Origin of the sequence: Lactobacillus sp. PV034 (assembly GCF_014522305.1) — a bacterium.
Classification (GTDB): domain Bacteria; phylum Bacillota; class Bacilli; order Lactobacillales; family Lactobacillaceae; genus Lactobacillus.
In genome coordinates this window covers 258,758-276,657 of the sequence record NZ_CP041982.1, presented here as the reverse complement: position 1 = coordinate 276,657, position 17,900 = coordinate 258,758, and the positions used below count along the sequence as shown (strand labels likewise).

The following is a 17,900-nucleotide window of genomic DNA, read 5'->3' as shown; positions in this document are numbered from 1 at the left end:
TACGACACAGACTATATTCTGTGTCGTATTTTTTTATTCCTCTTCTTCATTATTTTGCTGTAAAGTATAAAGATTATAATAATAACCCTTTTGATCTAATAATTGCTGATGAGTACCCTTTTCTACAATGCACCCTTTATCTAAAACAATTATCTGATCTGCATCCGCAATTGTTGAAAGTCGATGTGCAATTGCTAAAGTAGTTCTACCTTGACGCAGTTTTTTCAATCCTGCTTGAATCATGGATTCAGTTTCAGTATCAACATTTGCTGTAGCTTCATCTAAAACTAAAATTTTAGGGTCACTCACTAAGGTTCTTGCAAAAGAAATTAATTGCTTTTCACCTTGACTTAACTCATCCCCGCCTTCATTAACTTTAGCGTGATACTTCCCAGGCATTTTTTCAATAAATTGATCCGCTTGAACAGCCTTTGCAGCAGCCTTAATCTGCTTATCGGGAATCTCATCATTATATAAGCGAATGTTTGAATCAATATCCCCATAAAACATGAATGGCTCTTGTAAGACGAGCCCTAATTTTTTTCTTAGCTCTGCTTTAGAATATTTTCTAATATCAACATCATCAATTAAGATTTCGCCCTTACCAAATTCATAAAAGCGCAACATCACATTAATAATCGAACTTTTTCCTGAGCCAGTATGACCAACAATACCAAGTGTTTCTCCAGGATTCACAATAAATGAAATATCATGCAAAATTTCATTTTTACCATCATAAGAAAAACTTACATGCTTAAATTCGATTTTTCCCCTAGTAATAGTTAGGTTAGGATCAGGAGTTTGATGTGGCTCATATTCAGTTTCATCTAGAATACCAAAAATTCTTTTTCCGGCAACAATCCCATCTTGAAACATCGTCATGGTATCCATCATTTGTGAAATTGGATTAAAAAATGCAACTACATATTCAGAAAATGCATAAACTACACCAGCTGGTACAAAAGTAGCTTGAAGCGGGAATCCAAAATACATCAAAGTTGCTGCTAACGCTAAAGAATAAAGCAAACTGGTTAAGGGAGATAAAAGCAATGAATTAATTCTAATCATATTAAACCGCGTCTGCATCAAAGATCCATTTTCACTTTCAAATTCATGCTCTTTACGTTCTTCTTGATTAAATTGCTGGATTAAAGAAACACCTTCAATTGATTCATTTAAATTAGTATTAATTCGACTTAATCGTTCACGATAATTACGGTATAGTTTGGAACTATGACGCGCATAAAGCCAAAAGACCAACCCTAAAATTGGTAAAAATGCTAATACAATCCAGGCTGCTAGTTGATTAGTCAAAAACATCGCTACAAAAGCAGTTACAATAGAAAAAATACCAATTACTACTCCAGACAATACAGAAAGAAAATTACTCAAGGTCATTGTATCGTTAGTAACTCTAGAAACAATGGAGCCAGCAGGAGTTTGATCAAAATAGCGCATCCCTAAAGTATGCAATTTTTGATAAAGTGCCTTACGCACACTCTCCAATGTTTTTTCTGATCCTAAAGCATAAAAATATTCATAGGTAAATTGAATCAAGGCTTTTAAAATAGATCCAACTCCATATAAAAATCCAGCCCATAAAATTATCTGCAAGCTAGCCTTTTGTTTTAATAAAAAATAATCTAAAAAGTATTGTAAACCGCGTGGCAACAACATGTTAATTACACTAACCAAAAAAGCACCAATTAAGGCCAGTCCAATTTCAAATTTAAATGGCTTAACATATGTCATTAACCGCTTAAAAATTCCCATTTGTTCTTTAAACGGAATTTCTTTAGCCCAAATCGATTCATCCTTTTCATTATTCATCTAGCTTTTCACCTGCCTCCGCATTTAACTCTTGTTTTTGCCACATTGATTCATACCAACCATGTCTTGCTAACAATTCTTGATGAGTTCCCTCTTCAATTATTTTTCCATCTTTAAGAACTAAAATTAAATCTGCATCCATAACGGAAGTTAGACGATGAGCTGCAATCAAAGTTGTTTTAGCTCTTCTTTCTTTGCGTAAGGAAGCTAAAATTGCTTTTTCTGTCTTCGCATCGACAGCTGATAAGGCATCATCCAAAATTAAAATTTGACTATCTTTTAACAAAGCCCGCGCAATAGACATTCTTTGTTTTTGTCCTCCTGATAAAGAAAGACCATTTTCTCCTACTAAAGACTTATAGCCCGCTGGCATTTGTAAAATATCATCATGCAGATCACTCTTTTTTGCTGCATTTTCAATTTTATTCTGTTCAATATTTGGTTCAGAAAAAGCGATATTATCTTTTATCGACGTTGAAAACAAAAAATTCTTTTGCGGTACATAAGCAATTTCGTTAAGAAATACTTTAAGGGGAATGTTCTTGATATTATGACCACCTAAAGATATTTCTCCTTGATAGTCATCAAATTCACGTAACAATAATTGAATAATTGTCGTTTTACCTGAGCCAACCTTACCTACCAAACCAAGAGTTTGACCTGGTTTTAACTTGAATTTTATATTTTGCAAAACAGGGATATCTTTTTCATCTGGATAGGCAAAAGATTGTACATCGTAAACTAAATCACCTTTAATTGCATCTTGATCAAGGCTTTTGTCAGCATCTTTATCAGTTATTAATGGTTTTTCCTTTAATAGGAGCTCTACTCGATCATAAGAAGCAGCTCCTCTTTCCAAAATATTAAATAGATAACCAATCGCAAACATCGGCCAAATCATGTTACCAATGTAAGCTATAAAAGACACTAGCTGTCCTACAGAAAGAGTTTGATGAGAAACTAATAGTCCACCATAAATGATTGTAATTACATAAGTGGCTCCAATTACTCCAGTAGCCAATGGATCAAATAAAGCATCCCACTTAAAAACTTTTTTATTGATTTCAATTGTTTCATCAACCATCTTATTAAAGGCAGCCGTATCTTCTTTTCCTTGCCCAAAAGTTTTTAGAACTTTTATTCCAGATACTGATTCCTGAGTCTTGTTATTAAGACGTGAAAAAGCTGCCTGCGATTTATCAAAGGCACCATGCAGGCGGTCCCCTAATTTCCAAGAACCAATTGCTAAAATAGGTAATGGCAACAAGGCGATAATCGTTAACCGCCAATCAACTACTACCATCATTGCAATTATGGTAGAACCACCAGTTACTAAAGAATCGACCAAGGTTAATACTCCATCACCGGCAACATTTTGAATAGCCGTGATGTCATTTGTTGCATGTGCCATCAAGTCTCCGGTTCGATGACGTTGAAAGAAAGTGCGATCCATATTCATAAAATGCTCAAATAATTGCGAGCGCAGCTTTCTTTCTAAAACAGCAGCGCCACCCCAAATTTGTTTGCGCCAAAAATATCTTAAAAAATATAAAGAAAAGGCAGCCGCGACAATTGCTAAAATTAACCACAGATAATAAGCCACACTAATATGTCCTTTATCTAATTGATCGGCCATTTTACCTAAAATTAATGGTGGAATCAAATTAGCTACAGAAGTTAAAGCTAAAAATATAATTCCAATAATATATCTTTTTTTCTCTGACTTAAAAAACCAATTTAGTTTACCAAATATACTCAATAAATCACCCCAATAAAAATATATACAAAAAAACGAGGGGAAAATTCCCTCGTTTTCTAAATTAGTGAATTGATTAAATTAAATTTACTTGCGTTGTTGATGTTTCATCATATTCATAACTTGATTTACTTTTTTAGCAGATGGCTTTTGCCCCATTTGAGACATCATAGCAACAATCATATCTTCACTAATTGGAGGGTTGTCTTGAAAATATTTCTTCATATATGCTCTTGCACCATAAAAGCCTGCAATAAGACCAATAAGAAGAGCGATAATGATTAATAAAATTGCTAACCCAATATTCATAATGATAAAACCTCCAATTTTCTAACAAGTAAATTTTACTAAAAAAGATATATTTTTTAAAGGTTTATTTTAATCTTTTCTTAAACCTTTTCTTCTTTGTGCTTCTTTGGCCTTTTCAGAAGTTACTTCTTTACCATCTTTATCGATAACAACAGTATCTTCAAGTTGTTGTCTAAATCCTGCACGGAAGTTTTCGAGGAAGGCACTGCGCAATTTCTTTCTTTCTTCAAGTTCTTCAGGCGTTAATTCTCTTTCCTTACTAGTATGGTAGAGTTCATTAATACGCTTTATTACTTTTTCTTCTTCTTTTTTGTCCATAAAAAACACCTCTCTTACTTCATTAAGTTTACTCTTTCTAAATTTATAAAAAAAGTTATAAAGACCTAGAACATTTGTTTGTTATCTCTTTTATTTTTTGTTAGAATTATTGTATCAATAAAAGGAGTTTAATATGACTGAAGCACGCGAATCAAAGCAACTTGAAATTTTAAAATATATTTATGAAACAGTCGAAGACCGTGGTTTTCCTCCCACCGTAAGAGAAATTTGTTCTGCTGTTAACTTATCTTCTACTTCTACTGTTCATGGTCATTTGTCACGTCTTGAAAATAAGGGCTATATCATTAAAGATGCTACCAAACCTCGTGCCATTGAAGTAACACAAGAAGGACTTAGTGCTTTAGGAATTAAACCTAAAAATATTCCAATTATCGGTGTTGTAACTGCTGGACAACCGATTTTAGCCGTCGAAGACGTTGAAGACTATTTCCCTATTCCACCTGACTTAACTAATGATGCTGGGGATCTTTTCATGTTAAGAGTTCATGGAACTTCAATGATTAATGTGGGGATTCTTGATGGCGATAATGTAATTGTAAGAAAACAAACTTCTGCTCATAACGGTGAAATTGTCGTAGCAATGACTGATGAAGATGAAGCTACTGTTAAACGATTCTATAAAGAAGATGATCATTACCGGCTTCAACCAGAAAATGATACGATGGCACCTATCATCTTAAATACTGTTCATATCTTAGGGAAAGTTGTGGGCTTGTATCGTAATAATATCGACTAATAAAAACGCTTGATGGTAATCAAGCGTTTTTTATTTTGACATACACTTTACGAAATTTATTTATCTAAAATAATCTTCTATTTCGTTAATCATTTGTATTCCAATCTTTTTAAAAGGTTTATCTTTGATTTTCTGAGTATATTTCATAATACCAATGGCAGTTATAAAAACGAGAAAATACTGAGTAGAGGTATTTATTTTCCAATGATAAATGCTCTTTGAATTATATCCATTAAGAAAAGAGTCAATTAATGAAGAATCTAATTTAAAATCTTGATAAAAAAGTTTTATAAAATCTTGATAATTAATCCCTACTCTGGCTCTCTCATAGTCTATTAAGATTAAACAATTATTTATAGTTTTATAATTTCGTACTCCTACATCCCCATGTAACACAACATTTACATTCTCTTTTAAGTCATTTTCAATTAAAGGCTGTAAATTATTAAATTTTCTTGATAAATTAAATAATCTTTCTTTTTCGAGGGAATCTCTCAATTCTTTTATATTTTCAGGTATTTTATTAAAATAATTACTTTCTATTTTTATTCCATCAAACCTTTTAACTGTATTATGAAATTTAGCCAAAACAACCCCCATTTCATAAGCTCGCTCAGTATTTATCCTCTCTTCTAAATCTCGTGGATGTAAATCTTTCATAACTAGAACATACTTCATTCCGTTACAATCAATTTTAAAAGTATCCAATATTCTTTTACTTAATTGGCAAGTAATCCGTTCTTCTGTCATAAATTTCTTAAATGAATTAAATACTTTGATAAATATACTATTATTAAATTTTTTGCTAAATCCGAAATAGGTCGAATTTAATGATTCATGATTTGTCGGAATTAATTGTCCGTTCACCTTATTATTTAAAATTTTTCTAAATTCTTCACTCTTTTCCATTTTGTCCCTCAATACCCAACTCTTTATATACTTAACTACTTCTAAAAAATCAATTTATAACATCTTAATTTCAAAAATTTTATTATGAAGCGTAGTTCCGCTATATCTTTTATGGTATGCCACAGTTAATAACACATGATCTCGATCTATTACTTGAATTCCTTCAAATTCAGTCACAAATCCTCTCATATTTAAAATTTTCTCTTTATCTAAATTTACTACTTCCCAGTTATCTGCCATTTCATTAGCCCAAGGGATCTTCACTATTTCTCTTGGTAGTCTTTGTTGCGCAAAGCCTAACCAATTTTGAGTAGGACTTGGTTGACTAGAAATATAAATGCTTTTATCATTATCAATTCCGTATCCCTGAATTGACTTAAAATATTCGCTATTAAAGTTAGAAATTGTAAAAGAATCAATACATTTTAATTTTTCAATATTAATATCAACTGGCTTATATTCAACTTTATCCAATGCTCGGTTAATATCTTTAAGATGATAAAGCGAAAAGTGGCCTGTATGGTCCTTATCAATGCTAGCAAGCAAAAAATACTGATAATTTGGAGAAATAGCTGCTTCTACTCTAACTAAATTTTTACCGGGATATTTTATACCTGCTCGATTTAGATATGATAATCGTGGTAATTGCGTATTTTCATTATAAGTAATACTTCCAGCTTCATTAAGGGCAACTCGTGCAATTTGGGTACTCCAAAAAATATGTCCAGTTTTTTTGGGCTTTACACCTACAAAATAGTAATTCTCACGTCCAGAGTAAATCAAAGTTTGAGTATGGCCTGCTGCGGTATTTTCTTCGTTACCTTTTAAGTATAGCACTGCCTCTTCTCCCTCAAAATTTACTTCTTTTCCAAAAGCTGGATGACGATATACAACCGTATCTCTTTGCTGATGTAATAATTGTAAAGTATAAATTTGCTCCGGGCTCATAAAACTAGCCTGCACAACAACGTGGGGTAAATTATTTAAATCATATTTTAACTTTACTTGAGCATTTTTAGGAATCATATTAATTCTTTTCTTAATCTATAAAATTTACGATAAAAAAATAAAGCTTTCTTGTACAAGAAAGCTTTATTTTTATTATTTACGACGCTTTTCAGGAATTCTAGCTGCCTTACCATGACGATCACGTAAGTAGTAAAGCTTAGCACGACGTACACGACCTTGACGTACAACTTCAACCTTAGCAACACGTGGGTCGTTTACTGGGAAAGTACGTTCAACACCGATACCAGATGACATCTTACGAACAGTGTAAGTAGCGCTGATGCCAGCACCCTTTCTCTTAATTACAACACCTTCGAAAATCTGGATACGTTCGTGACTACCTTCAACAACACGTACGTGAACACGAACAGTATCACCTGCACGGAAGTCTGGTAAATCAGTACGAATTTGATCTTTTGTCAATTCTTGAATTAATGGATCCATTATATTTCTCTCCTTCTACGGCATTCATAAACAACCACTGCCAGCGGAATACCCATAACTCTAGTGACTCATTTAGTCACATAAAGTAGTCTATCAAATGATACTTTACTTGTAAATGCTATTGTCCTAATTCTGCCTTAATTTCTCTGAGCATTTTAACTTCTTCTTTTGTTAGTTCACGATTTTCAAGCATATCTGGGCGATTTAGATATGTAGTTTTTAATGCCTCACGATGACGCCATTCAGCAATCTTTTGGTGATTACCAGAAGTCAAAACTTCGGGTACCTTTAAGCCTTCAAAATCAGCAGGACGAGTATATTGAGGATATTCTAATAAACCATGAGAAAAACTTTCCTCAACAGGAGAAGCAGCATTTCCAAGAATTCCCGGCAAAAGCCGTACTGTCGCATCTATCATACTCATTGTTGGTAATTCTCCACCTGTTAAGACATAATCACCAATAGAAACTGTTTCATCAGCTAGATCATAGACACGCTGATCAAATCCTTCATAGTGACCACAAATAAAAGTAAGATTCTCTTCCTTAGACCATTCCTGAGCCATTTTTTCATCAAAAGTCTTCCCCTGTGGTGCAGTAATGATAACTTTTCCTTTATTTTCGATGGAATCTAGTGCTTTCTTAATTGGCATAATTTGTAATACCATGCCTGCTCCCCCACCATAAGGAGTGTCATCGACATGATGATGAACATCAGTTGTAAAGTCTCTAAAATTAACTAAATTTAAATCCCATTTGCCATCCTCAAGGCCTCGGCCAAGCATTGATACTTGAAGTGGTGTAAACATATCTGGAAATAAAGTCAAAACATTAATCTTCATCGCGCAATCCCTCAAGTAAACTTACTTCTATGCGTTTATTATCCAAATCTACTTTTTTAACAACTGAAGCGATATTTGGAATCCAAAATGACTTACCATTTTCTGGTTTTATCTCCCAAATATCATTTGCTCCTGGAGTTTCAATATCATTTAAAATTCCCAATTTTTCGCCTGTCTCAGCATCAAAAACTGGTAAATCTAAAATATCTTTAAAATAGTAAGAACCATCTTCTAATTCTTGACGATCACTTTCTTTAACAAAGATTTTTTTACCTACTATCTTTTCAGCTTCATCAATATTATCAATACCTTCAAAAATGACTAAAACAAATTGTTTGTGCATTCTAGCTCTTTGGACCACAACTTCTTGCTTTGAGCTATCTACACTTTCTCCAATATATAAACTAGTTCCAGGAGTAAAACGTTCTTCAATAAAATCAGTGATTGGATTAACTTTTACTTCACCTTTTAAGCCATGAGTAGTTAAAATTTTACCTACTTCAAAATAATTATCCATTTAAAACCTCAATTTATAAAAAGAAAAGAGCTTAGGACTTACTCCCAAGCTCTTTTAAGTTCAGTAATTACTTACCGTATTTTGCATCGTGGTATCTCTTCATAATACCAGCATCTGAAAGTAAGCTTCTTACAGTATCTGAAGGTTGTGCACCCTTTTCAAGCCAATCAAAGATTTTACCTTCTTCAAGCTTAACTTCATCAGGGTTAGTAAGTGGGTTGTAGTAACCTACTTCTTCGATGAAACGACCATCACGTGGCATACGTGAGTCAGCAACAACGATACGGTAGAAAGGTTTTCTCTTTGAGCCCATGCGGCGCATACGAATTTTAACAGACATTTAATTTCCTCCTAAATTATTTGACTTTAATAATATAGCACATCCCTGCATAAGTGTAAAGTATTTTTCCTTAACACTTATTTTTAGGAGTGAAATCTTTTAATTTTCTTCATGCGCTTCTTCTTACTTTTCTTAAATCTTTTACTCATTGAGCGCATAGCCATCTTGCCCATCGGCGAATTCATGCCTGGAATATTTTCAAGGCCCTTCATATTACCTGAGGTCATCTTTTGCATCATTTCTTTGGCTTGTTTAAATTGCTTAATCATACGGTTAACTTCTGCTACCGCTATACCTGATCCTGCTGCAATTCTGCGACGACGTGAAGGATTCAAAATATCTGGATCTTCTCTTTCTGCAGGCGTCATTGAGTAAACGATCGCTTTAGTATGATCAATTTGCTTTTCTGGCATTTGAATATTCTTAAGTGCAGGATTATTAGCCATCCCTGGAATCATTTTAATTAATTGATCAATTGGTCCCATCTTTTGAACTTGTTCTAATTGATCAATAAAATCATTAAAGTTAAAAGTATTTTCACGCATTTTTTGCGCTACTTTTTCGGCTTCTTTAGCATCATAGTCTTGTTGAGCCTTTTCTATTAAGCTCAGCATATCACCCATGCCAAGAATTCTAGAAGCCATTCGATCTGGGTGGAAAGTTTCTAGAGCACTTAATTTTTCACCTTGACCAGTAAAGATAATTGGTAATCCAGTTACAGCACGAACTGATAAAGCAGCACCACCACGAGTATCACCATCTAACTTAGTTAAAATAACCCCAGTCAAATCAAGATCTGCATTAAAGCCTTCAGCAACTTTGGTAGCAGCTTGACCGGTCATGGCATCAACTACTAATAAAGTATTTTCTGGATGTGCAACTTCAGTAATGCGCTTTAATTCGTCCATTAACTGTTCATCGATTTCCAAACGACCAGCGGTATCGATAATTACATAGTCATTCTTATTTTTATCTGCTTGCGCAAGACCATGTTTAACAATTTCGGCTACATCTTTATTATCTTCACTGTAAACAGGTACATCTAAGTCAGATCCAATTTGCTTTAATTGATCAATAGCTGCTGGACGGTAAATATCACCAGCAATTAATAGCGGACGCGCATTATCATTCTTCTTAAGATAATTAGCAAGTTTACCAACAGTAGTAGTCTTACCAGTACCCTGAAGACCAACCATCATAATGATCGTAGGAATATGAGGAGCTTTGTTTAAGCTAACAGCTTCCTCTCCCATCATTTTAGTTAACTCTTGATCAACTATCTTGATAATTTGTTGTCCTGGATTTAAGCTTTCTTGGACTTCTTTACCTAAAGCTTCTTTTTTAATAGTTTTAATAAAATCTTTTACGACTTTAAAGTTAACATCTGCTTCAAGTAAAGCTAATCTAATTTCACGGGATGCTTCATTAATATCAGCTTCACTGATTTTTCCCTTACCTGTTAAATTTCTTAGAGCCTTTTGGAGTCTCTCACTTAAACTTTCAAAAGCCATATCCTTAAACCTCGCCTAATTCATTTAATAAATAGTCTGTTTTTTCTTGAGCTAGCTGCTTGTTACCATCTGATAAAGCATGTGATATTTCTTGAGTTAACTTACCAAACTTTTGATAATCTTGCGCCATATGAAGCTTAGATTCGTAATTTTCCAAAGCTTTACTTGAACGTCTCAAATTATCATAAACAGCTTGCCGCGAAACTTGATGATTATCTGCAATTTCTCCTAAAGACAAATCATTATAGTAATAATCTTCAAAATACTCTTGCTGTCCCTGGGTCAAAAGTGAACCATAATAAGCATATAAATTGCCTAATTTTTCATTTTTTTCAAGTTCATTCATCTGTCTTCACCTTGTTTCAGTATAGCAAAAAAAGAGCGACAATCCCATGTCGCTCTTTTAATTATTAAATATATTTATAATTAGCCGTTTACTTGTTCAACGTTAATTACAACTACGTATGCATCTGGAGTGTCAGAATTTTCTACGATAGCCTTAGCAAATTCATCATTTTCGTGAATTTCAGCTGTCCCAACAGCACGAACAGCCTTGTGGCTTGGAACGTTAGCTGCAACAACTGCTACTTTTGAACCATCCTTAATGTTTTGGTAAGCAGTTGACTTAGTCTTTTCTAAGTATTGTAATTGGTGGTCATTAATTGCAATTAATGAAGCCTTAGGACCAACTTGTGGAGTACCATCTTTACTTACAGTTGCAAGGTAAGTTAATTCATCGTTGAACATATTTTGTTGTTCTGGAGTTAATTTATTTGAATCTAATTTTTTCATAATTTAATCTCTCCTTTTTCTATTATAACTATTATTATATATGTTTTATGAATAAGATAAAAGTTATTAGCTTACAAATTATAAGAATTATGCTTTTACTTAGTATACAGGACGATCTTGGCCTTGAGTATCAGGGTCAGCTGCTCCTACACTATCTTTAGCCAAATATGATGGATCAGCAATAATTTTGACAATCAAGTCAGCAATGCTTTTACGAGAAGCTGAAACACCAACATATTCTTCATTAGCGTGAGTAACAGTGTACTTAATTTCGTCACGATCATTTAACCAAGGGATACGGATAATTGTGTAATCTAATCTTGAATCTTCTAAAAGTTCAGCTGATTTTGTTGCTGATTCTAAGCCTTCCTTTACCTGTTCATGGTTCCAGCGTCCGAATTCACCAGGAACTTCATCGTAAATACCCAAAATATTTGATGAGATTACACGCTTAACGTCATTATGCTTCATCGCTTCAATTACATTCTTAGTAATTTGATTATCGTGCTCATGATCTACCATCGCCATATAAACAATATTTTGACCATGCATTGCATCGGCAACTTCTTTTTCATTAGTTGCATCACCTTCAATAATACGAACACGTTTATTATCAGCCAAATTTGCTAAACGATCAGAGTTACGTAAAAACAAAGTCAATTCAACATCTGGTTGTTCTTTTAATAAGCGCTCCTCAACAAGACGAGCAATTTGACCATTTGCTCCTAAAATTAAAACTTTTTTCATTTTAAAGCCTCCTAGTTTTTATCTAATTCCTCAGCAGCAGTATTGACGCATCTTAAAGCATTTAAACTACGTGGATAGCCAATATAAGGAATATTTTGAGAAATTACATCAATCAAAAATTGCTTATCATTTCCCATTGATAAGTTTGCTTTGGCATGCGCAACTAACTGTGGTTCTACGCCGCCTTGTGCAGCTAGATAACAAAAAGTCATTAATTCTCTTTCCTTAAGAGTCAATCCATGGCGAGTGTAGTAATCACCAAAGCAGTTATCAGCTAACCAATAATTAATGTGTTGACTTTCTTCAGGACCCGACTTCCAAAAATCTTTCATCCCTGGTCCAAAAATATCAATCTGTGCTTGTTCACCAGCACGTAATCTTTCATCAGCCTCGGTAGTTGCCTGCCCAGGAAGTGGTAACTCGATTCCCTGTTCTTCAAAAACTTTATTAGTTAATTTGAAAAATGGGAATACACGTCCCATCCCTAGATATGCTACAGCTTGATAAACTATTTCTTTAATTTCAACTGGCTTTACACCAAAATTCAGAGCTGCAGTCACCATTAATTCATATTCTTCCTTACCTTGACAACCAATTAAAGTAGCCAAAATAGTCATAAATCTAGTTCGATCATCCATATCATCATGATTTACAACTTCGTCAAAGGCAAAGTTTTTAAAGAATTCAATAAATTCAGGATCTGTCTTTGTTAATACAGATTCATGACCAGAAAACATTTTTTTATAATACTTTTTTGCATTTTCACTAATTGCCATTTGCATTCTCCTTAATTTCTTTTCTCATATTTATTTTAAAATTAAATTTCTTTCTAACCAAAAAATAAGTACTCTAATACTGTAAACAAGATGGATTTTTACAATTCCACTCTTAAATGCTGACTATCTTGATCTACAGCTAATAAAGAATCAAGATAATTCTTCATTTCTGGTAGCTTTGCTTTCACCAACTGATACTCTGGTGATGATATTATCTTACTTTTATCTTTACTTGAATAATTACTTTTACCAATAAAATAATTCCAATTAAGCCGATCAATAAAATTTAAAATTCTTTCATATTCCGCTTGATTTGAAATCTTCTTTTTTAACCAAGCCATCTGCTTTTGATTGGTCTGATAAAAAATATCATGCAAATACTCATGAAAATCTTGTTTTGGTAACAGCGCTTTTTCTCTATCCGCTAGAAATGGCACCATATCGAAAGAATAACGTTGATATTCGACTGCATTAGGTGTTAATTCAATTACCCCATAACCTTGATCAGACATCGAAAAACCTGAACTAGCAACTTCAGGTGTATCACATTCATCATTTCCCCGAATAATATTTTGCGCATGGATATGCCCTGAAAATGCTACTGCAACTTGATATTTTTGACATAATCGACGCAAATCAGGCGCATTATCTAAGGTGAAACCACCCTTAATAATCTCATTATGGTCATACAAATTGTGATGCATAAAAAGTAGCACATGCTGATGGTTATTTTTAGCTTGCTTAAATTCTTTTTTGATCCATTTTAATTGGTTATTGCTTAATTTGCCATTGGTAATAGGATGTGTTAATGATTCACGCTCACCATAAATATTAGAATCAGCAAATACTAAACGATATTTTTTACTAAAATTAATGCTATAAGAAAGGCCATCAATACTTGCTGCATGTTGATAAGATGTAGTAAAAATTTGTTTCCATTCTTGCGTACTAATCTGCTCAGTATAAAAGCTTTTATCATTTCTGAATTTTCTGGCCCAGCCGTCATAAATATCATGATTGCCTGGAATCACAAAAAAGTAAATTCCTGCTTTTTCAAGTGGAGCAAAAATAGTTGCTAATTTCTCAGCCGATAATTTTTCGCCATTAAAGGTTAAATCACCAGTAATAACAACTGCAGTTGGCTTTTCCTGTAATATTTTACGAACAAAAGCGATTAACGCCAAGCCAGGATAGTCAAGGTCTTTCCCCGCACTTGTATCTCGCATTCTTTGAAAAGCCGGCCCTTCATCTTGTAACTCTTTAGCCAATAAATGAGTATCAGATATTACATATAATTTATTAGGTTCAGTATTAGTAAGATAGTTCATTTGTTTAATTCTTCTTTTCAATTTCTCTCATCATATTCAAGGCTTTTTCGGCAGACTTACGAACAGTGAACTCTTTTGCATAAGTCCGATAACGTTGCCGCATTTTCACCAGTTCGGCTGGATGATCATACCAATAATCTATTTGTGCAGCTAGCCGTTGACAATCGCCAGCAGGAAATAAATTATGTGCAGTCAAGGCATAAGACGCAGTAGATGAAAGTGGACTATCAGCAATCACAGGTACACATCCTGCCGCAAACGCCTCCATACATGCCATTCCTTCGACTTCAACATCAGCACAATGAACAACAAGATCAGTTTCACGCATTACTTTACGTAGTTGGGTAGCTGTATAAAATTTCATGATTGGTTTTGCCGGTAATTCTCTAGCTAACTGTTCATATTCTTTTTTTAACGGTCCCTTCCCTGCAAAAATCAACCTAATCTTTTGATTATGCTGCACTAGTTTCATAGCTTTAAAGAGAACTTCTTGATGTTTTTCCCGTGAATACCGACCGATACACAAAATGGTAAAAGGATGACCCACTTCCTTTTTATGAGGGTTATCAATAAACGCTTGAGTAATCCCATTAGAAATTACGTATAATTTTTGCTTGAAGTGATATTTTTCTAGTTCTGCTTTTACCTTTTCAGTGGGACACTGCATAGCTGCGCAATTACGAAAAGAAATATCGCGGAAAAAATACATAAAAAAGTTATTAAAGAACCAATTATTAATATGCAAAGTCTCAGTGATATTGCCAGGATAAATATGGAAGGTGCCATAAGCTGGTTTATTCATCCTCTTAGCATATTTTGCAGCGCGCCAAGATACCGGAAACGGGGTTTCGACAGCTACCATATCTGCCCACCCTACTGCCGCTTTTAATACTTTCTTTTTTGGCCAAGCAATATGGTAACCCTCTTTGGCGATAATCTTTTTGAAGAAAGGAACTACTAATTCTGGTAATGAATAGTAAGCTTTGCCACCATCTTTACAAGATACAATCCTTACCTCATTGCCTGCTTGTTTAAATTCATGAGCAAATCTCTGGGTTGAAATACACATCCCATTACTTTTATTAAAGAAATCATCAATTACGATCAAAATCCGCATTTCTCTACCTCGTTAAACTAAATCTAGTTCAATTATATAATTTTTGCTCCTAAGAGCTTAATTATTGAGTTCAATAAAAAAGTGCAGCTTTATTAGATAAAACTGCACTATTTATTTAACTTATTCAATTCTTCATTTAGCCATTTAAGTTGCCCTTGAGTTCTTGAAATCGCTCTGGTTAAAACAAGATAATGGCCGTAATGATTGTCAATCATTGCCTGCTTACTGAAGATTAATTCTTTACGTTCTAATAAATGATCTAGTTCTTGCTTCAGCAAATTAATTTGACGCGTAATTAAATCTTTTATTCGAGGATCATTGGCTTGCTTAATAAAAAATAGTTTAAGTGAAAATAAATCTTGATGAATTGGTAACTTTGTAACTGCTTGAGTTAACCAATTATTAAGTACTTCAAGACCTTCAGCAGTTAGATTATAGTATTTTTCTTTAGCATTATCGTCATTTTGAGTAACAGTAATCCATTTATCTGCGACCATGCGTTTAAGCTCAGGATAAATTTGACTATGAGATGCCTTCCAAAAGTCGCCAATTTCTGTATTAAATTCGTTGGTAATTCCCTTCCCAGTAATTTGGGGATGACAATCAATAATTCCCAACAAAATAAAAGGAAGAATCCGTTGTTTTGGCATAGTTAAGCCTCCAAACTAGTTTCTTCCTTCATTATACTAAAAATTAAATATTTATTACTTAATACGTTTGTAATCTTCATCAAAATATTTGCCATTACGAATATCATCAGTCATACCTTCATAAGGTGCTTCGGCAATAACTTCTTCATTATTTTGGCCTGCATCTCCCATATAAGTAATGGTTGCAAATTCTGGAACTACCATCTTTGGATAAGTATCGTACTTTTCACGTGATTCATGCATTAAATCAATATGTTCGTTTTGGAAAGTAACAGTAATTTCAGGATGATCTTTAACCCACTTTGGGAAGAAGATTGTTCCATTAAGTTTATGTTCATTAGGTACAAAGTCAAGAGCTACGTCAGTTCCAGTTGGTTCAGTCCAAGCAATCTTGTAAACACCTTCAGTTAAAAGATTAATATGGGCTTCTTGATCTTTTACCCAACGTCCTGCTACCATTCCTCCATGAATACGATAGTCAACTGTGTGATCATTCTTAGCATACCATTCATATTCCCAGCCGTTGTCATAAGTATAAATAAAGTGTGTACCTAAAAAATCATCTAAAGTTTTAAATTTTTTATCCATATGATTTAAGTTTGCCATAAGTCATTTTCTCCTTTTGTGTTAATATCGACATATTTCATAACTAGTATAAGTCGTTATCGACAAATAGTCAAATAAAAAAATATCTGAGATTTTTAGTCCCAGATATTTTTTGCTATTTATCACCACTAGCTTTTCTTATTTAACCCAATAAACCAAATAATATAACCAATAATTACAGGAATAGCAAAAACACACCAAATTAACAAAGTAATCTCTCTCATTTGAACATTTTGCACTACTCCGGCTCCATCAATCCGACGAAACCAAATAATGGCAGCAACAATAAGCCAAAATAATAACACTATCATCCCACTAATTTTCCAAGCTTTCATAATATTCCTCCAAGCTCTGAATTAATAACCTTATCTTACTTTACTTTGAGCTTGTATTCAATGTATCCGTAATTAACTGTAAAAATGATTTTGTTACTGCTGACAAGTAGGCATTTTTACGCCAGGCAACAATATGCCCTGTCGTAGTTTTCGGAACAAGAGGAAGAAAGACTAAATCAGGATCATTATGTAGTTTTAAAACTCCTTCGATTCCCAACTGAAAACTAGTATGATTCTTTACTAATTGCAGTGGATTACTGGCTAAATTATGAGTGGAAGTAATATTCAAACGGTTAGGATTCAATTGTAAAGACTGTGCCAATTCGTTACGCACCAAAGATCTTTTAGATAAAGTTAAAGGTATTTGGTAGAGATCATTAGTAGTAATTGTTTCCTTTTTTGCTAGATAACTATCTCGTGCTGCAATTATACCCCAGGTATCTTTAATTGGTAGTCTAATATAGTTATATTTTTTTGCTTCAATTGGCTCTAGTAAAAGTGCCAAATCTAATAATCCTTGGTCTAACTTTTCTTTTAAATCATCCCCATTAGCAGTATCAATATCAAAAACTACTTGTGGATAAAGCTCCTGCATCTTTTTTACTATGTTCATTAACCAAATTGAAGCGCTACTTTCTACACTACCGAGGTGAATTGTCCCGGTTAATTCATTCTCTTGATTTTGTAAATCCAGTTCTGTTTGAGCCACAAGATCAAGAATTGCATGAGCACGCTTTTGAAAAAATTTGCCTGCTTGAGTTAACTCGAGATGTCGATTAGTGCGATCAAATAAAGTGACATTTAAAGAATCTTCTAGCTCACTAATTTGGCGCGAAAGTGTTGGCTGAGTAATATGCAACTTCTGTGCTGCTTTAGTTACATTACCCTCTTGCGCTACCGTTAAAAAATAATTTAGTACTCTTGTATCCATGATTTCTTCTCCATACATTTTAAGCATTAAAATTAAGAAACTATAAGCATTTTACATAGAATTAGGTAGTCTTTACAA

At 33.6% G+C, this 17,900-nt stretch carries 22 protein-coding genes; 1 reads left to right on the top strand and 21 read right to left on the bottom strand.

Annotated elements, in window-relative coordinates:
* Positions 1–33 precede the first annotated feature (33 nt).
* The 4 genes from FP432_RS01490 to FP432_RS01475 all read right to left on the bottom strand — a co-directional run bounded on the left by FP432_RS01490 (position 34) and on the right by FP432_RS01475 (position 4,213).
* Entirely contained in the window at positions 34–1,830 is a 1,797-nt protein-coding gene (locus FP432_RS01490; protein ID WP_265489099.1) for an ABC transporter ATP-binding protein, read from the bottom strand.
* A complete protein-coding gene (locus tag FP432_RS01485) occupies positions 1,823–3,589 on the bottom strand; it encodes an ABC transporter ATP-binding protein (protein ID WP_265489098.1) in 1,767 nt (588 codons plus the stop codon). Before FP432_RS01485 ends, FP432_RS01490 begins: the two co-directional genes overlap by 8 nt.
* An 84-nt stretch (positions 3,590–3,673) precedes the next feature.
* Entirely contained in the window at positions 3,674–3,895 is a 222-nt protein-coding gene (locus tag FP432_RS01480; RefSeq protein WP_265489097.1) for a YneF family protein, read from the bottom strand.
* A 69-nt stretch (positions 3,896–3,964) separates the two neighbouring features.
* Complete coding sequence (locus FP432_RS01475; RefSeq protein ID WP_265489096.1) at positions 3,965–4,213, bottom strand: DUF896 domain-containing protein; 249 nt, start codon at positions 4,211–4,213, stop codon at positions 3,965–3,967.
* Between the two features lie 133 nt (positions 4,214–4,346).
* On the opposite strand from FP432_RS01475, the gene lexA reads away from it, so the two are divergent.
* Complete coding sequence (gene lexA / locus FP432_RS01470) at positions 4,347–4,970, top strand: transcriptional repressor LexA (protein WP_265489095.1); 624 nt, start codon at positions 4,347–4,349, stop codon at positions 4,968–4,970.
* A gap of 60 nt (positions 4,971–5,030) precedes the next feature.
* Here lexA and FP432_RS01465 read toward each other — a convergent pair whose 3' ends face one another.
* From FP432_RS01465 to FP432_RS01385, 17 genes are all read right to left on the bottom strand, one after another.
* A complete protein-coding gene (locus FP432_RS01465; protein ID WP_265489094.1) occupies positions 5,031–5,879 on the bottom strand; it encodes a phosphotransferase in 849 nt (282 codons plus the stop codon).
* A gap of 54 nt (positions 5,880–5,933) precedes the next feature.
* The gene (locus FP432_RS01460) at positions 5,934–6,905 is read right to left on the bottom strand and encodes a class III bacteriocin (protein ID WP_265489093.1); all 972 of its coding nucleotides are present in this window, start codon (positions 6,903–6,905) and stop codon (positions 5,934–5,936) included.
* 75 nt (positions 6,906–6,980) lie between these two features.
* The gene (rplS, locus tag FP432_RS01455; RefSeq protein ID WP_265489092.1) at positions 6,981–7,331 is read right to left on the bottom strand and encodes a 50S ribosomal protein L19; all 351 of its coding nucleotides are present in this window, start codon (positions 7,329–7,331) and stop codon (positions 6,981–6,983) included.
* A 118-nt stretch (positions 7,332–7,449) separates the two neighbouring features.
* Positions 7,450–8,172, bottom strand: coding sequence for a tRNA (guanosine(37)-N1)-methyltransferase TrmD (gene trmD, locus FP432_RS01450; RefSeq protein ID WP_265489091.1), 723 nt, complete (start codon positions 8,170–8,172; stop codon positions 7,450–7,452).
* Positions 8,162–8,689 carry a ribosome maturation factor RimM gene (gene rimM, locus FP432_RS01445; RefSeq protein WP_265489090.1) on the bottom strand — a complete coding sequence of 176 codons (528 nt, stop codon included), beginning with the start codon at positions 8,687–8,689 and terminating at the stop codon, positions 8,162–8,164. Before rimM ends, trmD begins: the two co-directional genes overlap by 11 nt.
* A gap of 67 nt (positions 8,690–8,756) precedes the next feature.
* Positions 8,757–9,029 carry a 30S ribosomal protein S16 gene (gene rpsP, locus FP432_RS01440; RefSeq protein WP_117118820.1) on the bottom strand — a complete coding sequence of 91 codons (273 nt, stop codon included), beginning with the start codon at positions 9,027–9,029 and terminating at the stop codon, positions 8,757–8,759.
* A gap of 83 nt (positions 9,030–9,112) precedes the next feature.
* Complete coding sequence (ffh, locus tag FP432_RS01435) at positions 9,113–10,540, bottom strand: signal recognition particle protein (RefSeq protein ID WP_265489089.1); 1,428 nt, start codon at positions 10,538–10,540, stop codon at positions 9,113–9,115.
* 4 nt (positions 10,541–10,544) lie between these two features.
* Positions 10,545–10,886, bottom strand: a complete 342-nt coding sequence (gene ylxM / locus FP432_RS01430; RefSeq protein ID WP_265489088.1) for a YlxM family DNA-binding protein — start codon at positions 10,884–10,886, stop codon at positions 10,545–10,547.
* Between the two features lie 80 nt (positions 10,887–10,966).
* On the bottom strand, positions 10,967–11,332 hold the full coding sequence (locus FP432_RS01425) for a pyridoxamine 5'-phosphate oxidase family protein (protein WP_265489087.1): 366 nt from the start codon (positions 11,330–11,332) through the stop codon (positions 10,967–10,969).
* Positions 11,333–11,431: 99 nt separating this feature from the next.
* Positions 11,432–12,079 (bottom strand): NAD(P)H-binding protein, encoded by a 648-nt coding sequence (locus FP432_RS01420; RefSeq protein ID WP_265489086.1) that lies wholly within the window; start codon positions 12,077–12,079, stop codon positions 11,432–11,434.
* Positions 12,080–12,090: 11 nt separating this feature from the next.
* Positions 12,091–12,855 (bottom strand): carboxymuconolactone decarboxylase family protein, encoded by a 765-nt coding sequence (locus FP432_RS01415; RefSeq protein WP_265489085.1) that lies wholly within the window; start codon positions 12,853–12,855, stop codon positions 12,091–12,093.
* A 98-nt stretch (positions 12,856–12,953) separates the two neighbouring features.
* The gene (locus tag FP432_RS01410; RefSeq protein WP_265489084.1) at positions 12,954–14,204 is read right to left on the bottom strand and encodes a metallophosphoesterase; all 1,251 of its coding nucleotides are present in this window, start codon (positions 14,202–14,204) and stop codon (positions 12,954–12,956) included.
* Complete coding sequence (locus FP432_RS01405) at positions 14,188–15,300, bottom strand: glycosyltransferase (RefSeq protein ID WP_265489083.1); 1,113 nt, start codon at positions 15,298–15,300, stop codon at positions 14,188–14,190. Before FP432_RS01405 ends, FP432_RS01410 begins: the two co-directional genes overlap by 17 nt.
* A gap of 107 nt (positions 15,301–15,407) precedes the next feature.
* Positions 15,408–15,950, bottom strand: coding sequence for a PadR family transcriptional regulator (locus tag FP432_RS01400; protein WP_265489082.1), 543 nt, complete (start codon positions 15,948–15,950; stop codon positions 15,408–15,410).
* 54 nt (positions 15,951–16,004) lie between these two features.
* Complete coding sequence (locus FP432_RS01395; RefSeq protein ID WP_265489575.1) at positions 16,005–16,538, bottom strand: phenolic acid decarboxylase; 534 nt, start codon at positions 16,536–16,538, stop codon at positions 16,005–16,007.
* 146 nt (positions 16,539–16,684) lie between these two features.
* Complete coding sequence (locus FP432_RS01390; protein WP_265489081.1) at positions 16,685–16,891, bottom strand: DUF3923 family protein; 207 nt, start codon at positions 16,889–16,891, stop codon at positions 16,685–16,687.
* A 40-nt stretch (positions 16,892–16,931) separates the two neighbouring features.
* Positions 16,932–17,822 (bottom strand): LysR family transcriptional regulator, encoded by an 891-nt coding sequence (locus FP432_RS01385; RefSeq protein WP_265489080.1) that lies wholly within the window; start codon positions 17,820–17,822, stop codon positions 16,932–16,934.
* Positions 17,823–17,900: the final 78 nt, after the last annotated feature.

Bases quoted from the DNA above. Each gene is read 5' to 3' on its own strand.
- FP432_RS01460 (WP_265489093.1), bottom strand. From the start codon at position 6,905: ATGATTCCTAAAAATGCTCAAGTAAAGTTAAAATATGATTTAAATAAT.
- FP432_RS01465 (WP_265489094.1), bottom strand. From the start codon at position 5,879: ATGGAAAAGAGTGAAGAATTTAGAAAAATTTTAAATAATAAGGTGAAC.
- FP432_RS01385 (WP_265489080.1), bottom strand. From the start codon at position 17,822: ATGGATACAAGAGTACTAAATTATTTTTTAACGGTAGCGCAAGAGGGT.
- rplS (WP_265489092.1), bottom strand. From the start codon at position 7,331: ATGGATCCATTAATTCAAGAATTGACAAAAGATCAAATTCGTACTGAT.
- FP432_RS01415 (WP_265489085.1), bottom strand. From the start codon at position 12,855: ATGGCAATTAGTGAAAATGCAAAAAAGTATTATAAAAAAATGTTTTCT.
- trmD (WP_265489091.1), bottom strand. From the start codon at position 8,172: ATGAAGATTAATGTTTTGACTTTATTTCCAGATATGTTTACACCACTT.
- FP432_RS01400 (WP_265489082.1), bottom strand. From the start codon at position 15,950: ATGCCAAAACAACGGATTCTTCCTTTTATTTTGTTGGGAATTATTGAT.
- lexA (WP_265489095.1), top strand. From the start codon at position 4,347: ATGACTGAAGCACGCGAATCAAAGCAACTTGAAATTTTAAAATATATT.
- FP432_RS01405 (WP_265489083.1), bottom strand. From the start codon at position 15,300: ATGCGGATTTTGATCGTAATTGATGATTTCTTTAATAAAAGTAATGGG.
- ffh (WP_265489089.1), bottom strand. From the start codon at position 10,540: ATGGCTTTTGAAAGTTTAAGTGAGAGACTCCAAAAGGCTCTAAGAAAT.
- FP432_RS01475 (WP_265489096.1), bottom strand. From the start codon at position 4,213: ATGGACAAAAAAGAAGAAGAAAAAGTAATAAAGCGTATTAATGAACTC.
- FP432_RS01420 (WP_265489086.1), bottom strand. From the start codon at position 12,079: ATGAAAAAAGTTTTAATTTTAGGAGCAAATGGTCAAATTGCTCGTCTT.
- FP432_RS01395 (WP_265489575.1), bottom strand. From the start codon at position 16,538: ATGGATAAAAAATTTAAAACTTTAGATGATTTTTTAGGTACACACTTT.
- FP432_RS01480 (WP_265489097.1), bottom strand. From the start codon at position 3,895: ATGAATATTGGGTTAGCAATTTTATTAATCATTATCGCTCTTCTTATT.
- FP432_RS01490 (WP_265489099.1), bottom strand. From the start codon at position 1,830: ATGAATAATGAAAAGGATGAATCGATTTGGGCTAAAGAAATTCCGTTT.
- rpsP (WP_117118820.1), bottom strand. From the start codon at position 9,029: ATGTCTGTTAAAATTCGTATGCGCCGCATGGGCTCAAAGAGAAAACCT.
- rimM (WP_265489090.1), bottom strand. From the start codon at position 8,689: ATGGATAATTATTTTGAAGTAGGTAAAATTTTAACTACTCATGGCTTA.
- FP432_RS01425 (WP_265489087.1), bottom strand. From the start codon at position 11,332: ATGAAAAAATTAGATTCAAATAAATTAACTCCAGAACAACAAAATATG.
- ylxM (WP_265489088.1), bottom strand. From the start codon at position 10,886: ATGAATGAACTTGAAAAAAATGAAAAATTAGGCAATTTATATGCTTAT.
- FP432_RS01390 (WP_265489081.1), bottom strand. From the start codon at position 16,891: ATGAAAGCTTGGAAAATTAGTGGGATGATAGTGTTATTATTTTGGCTT.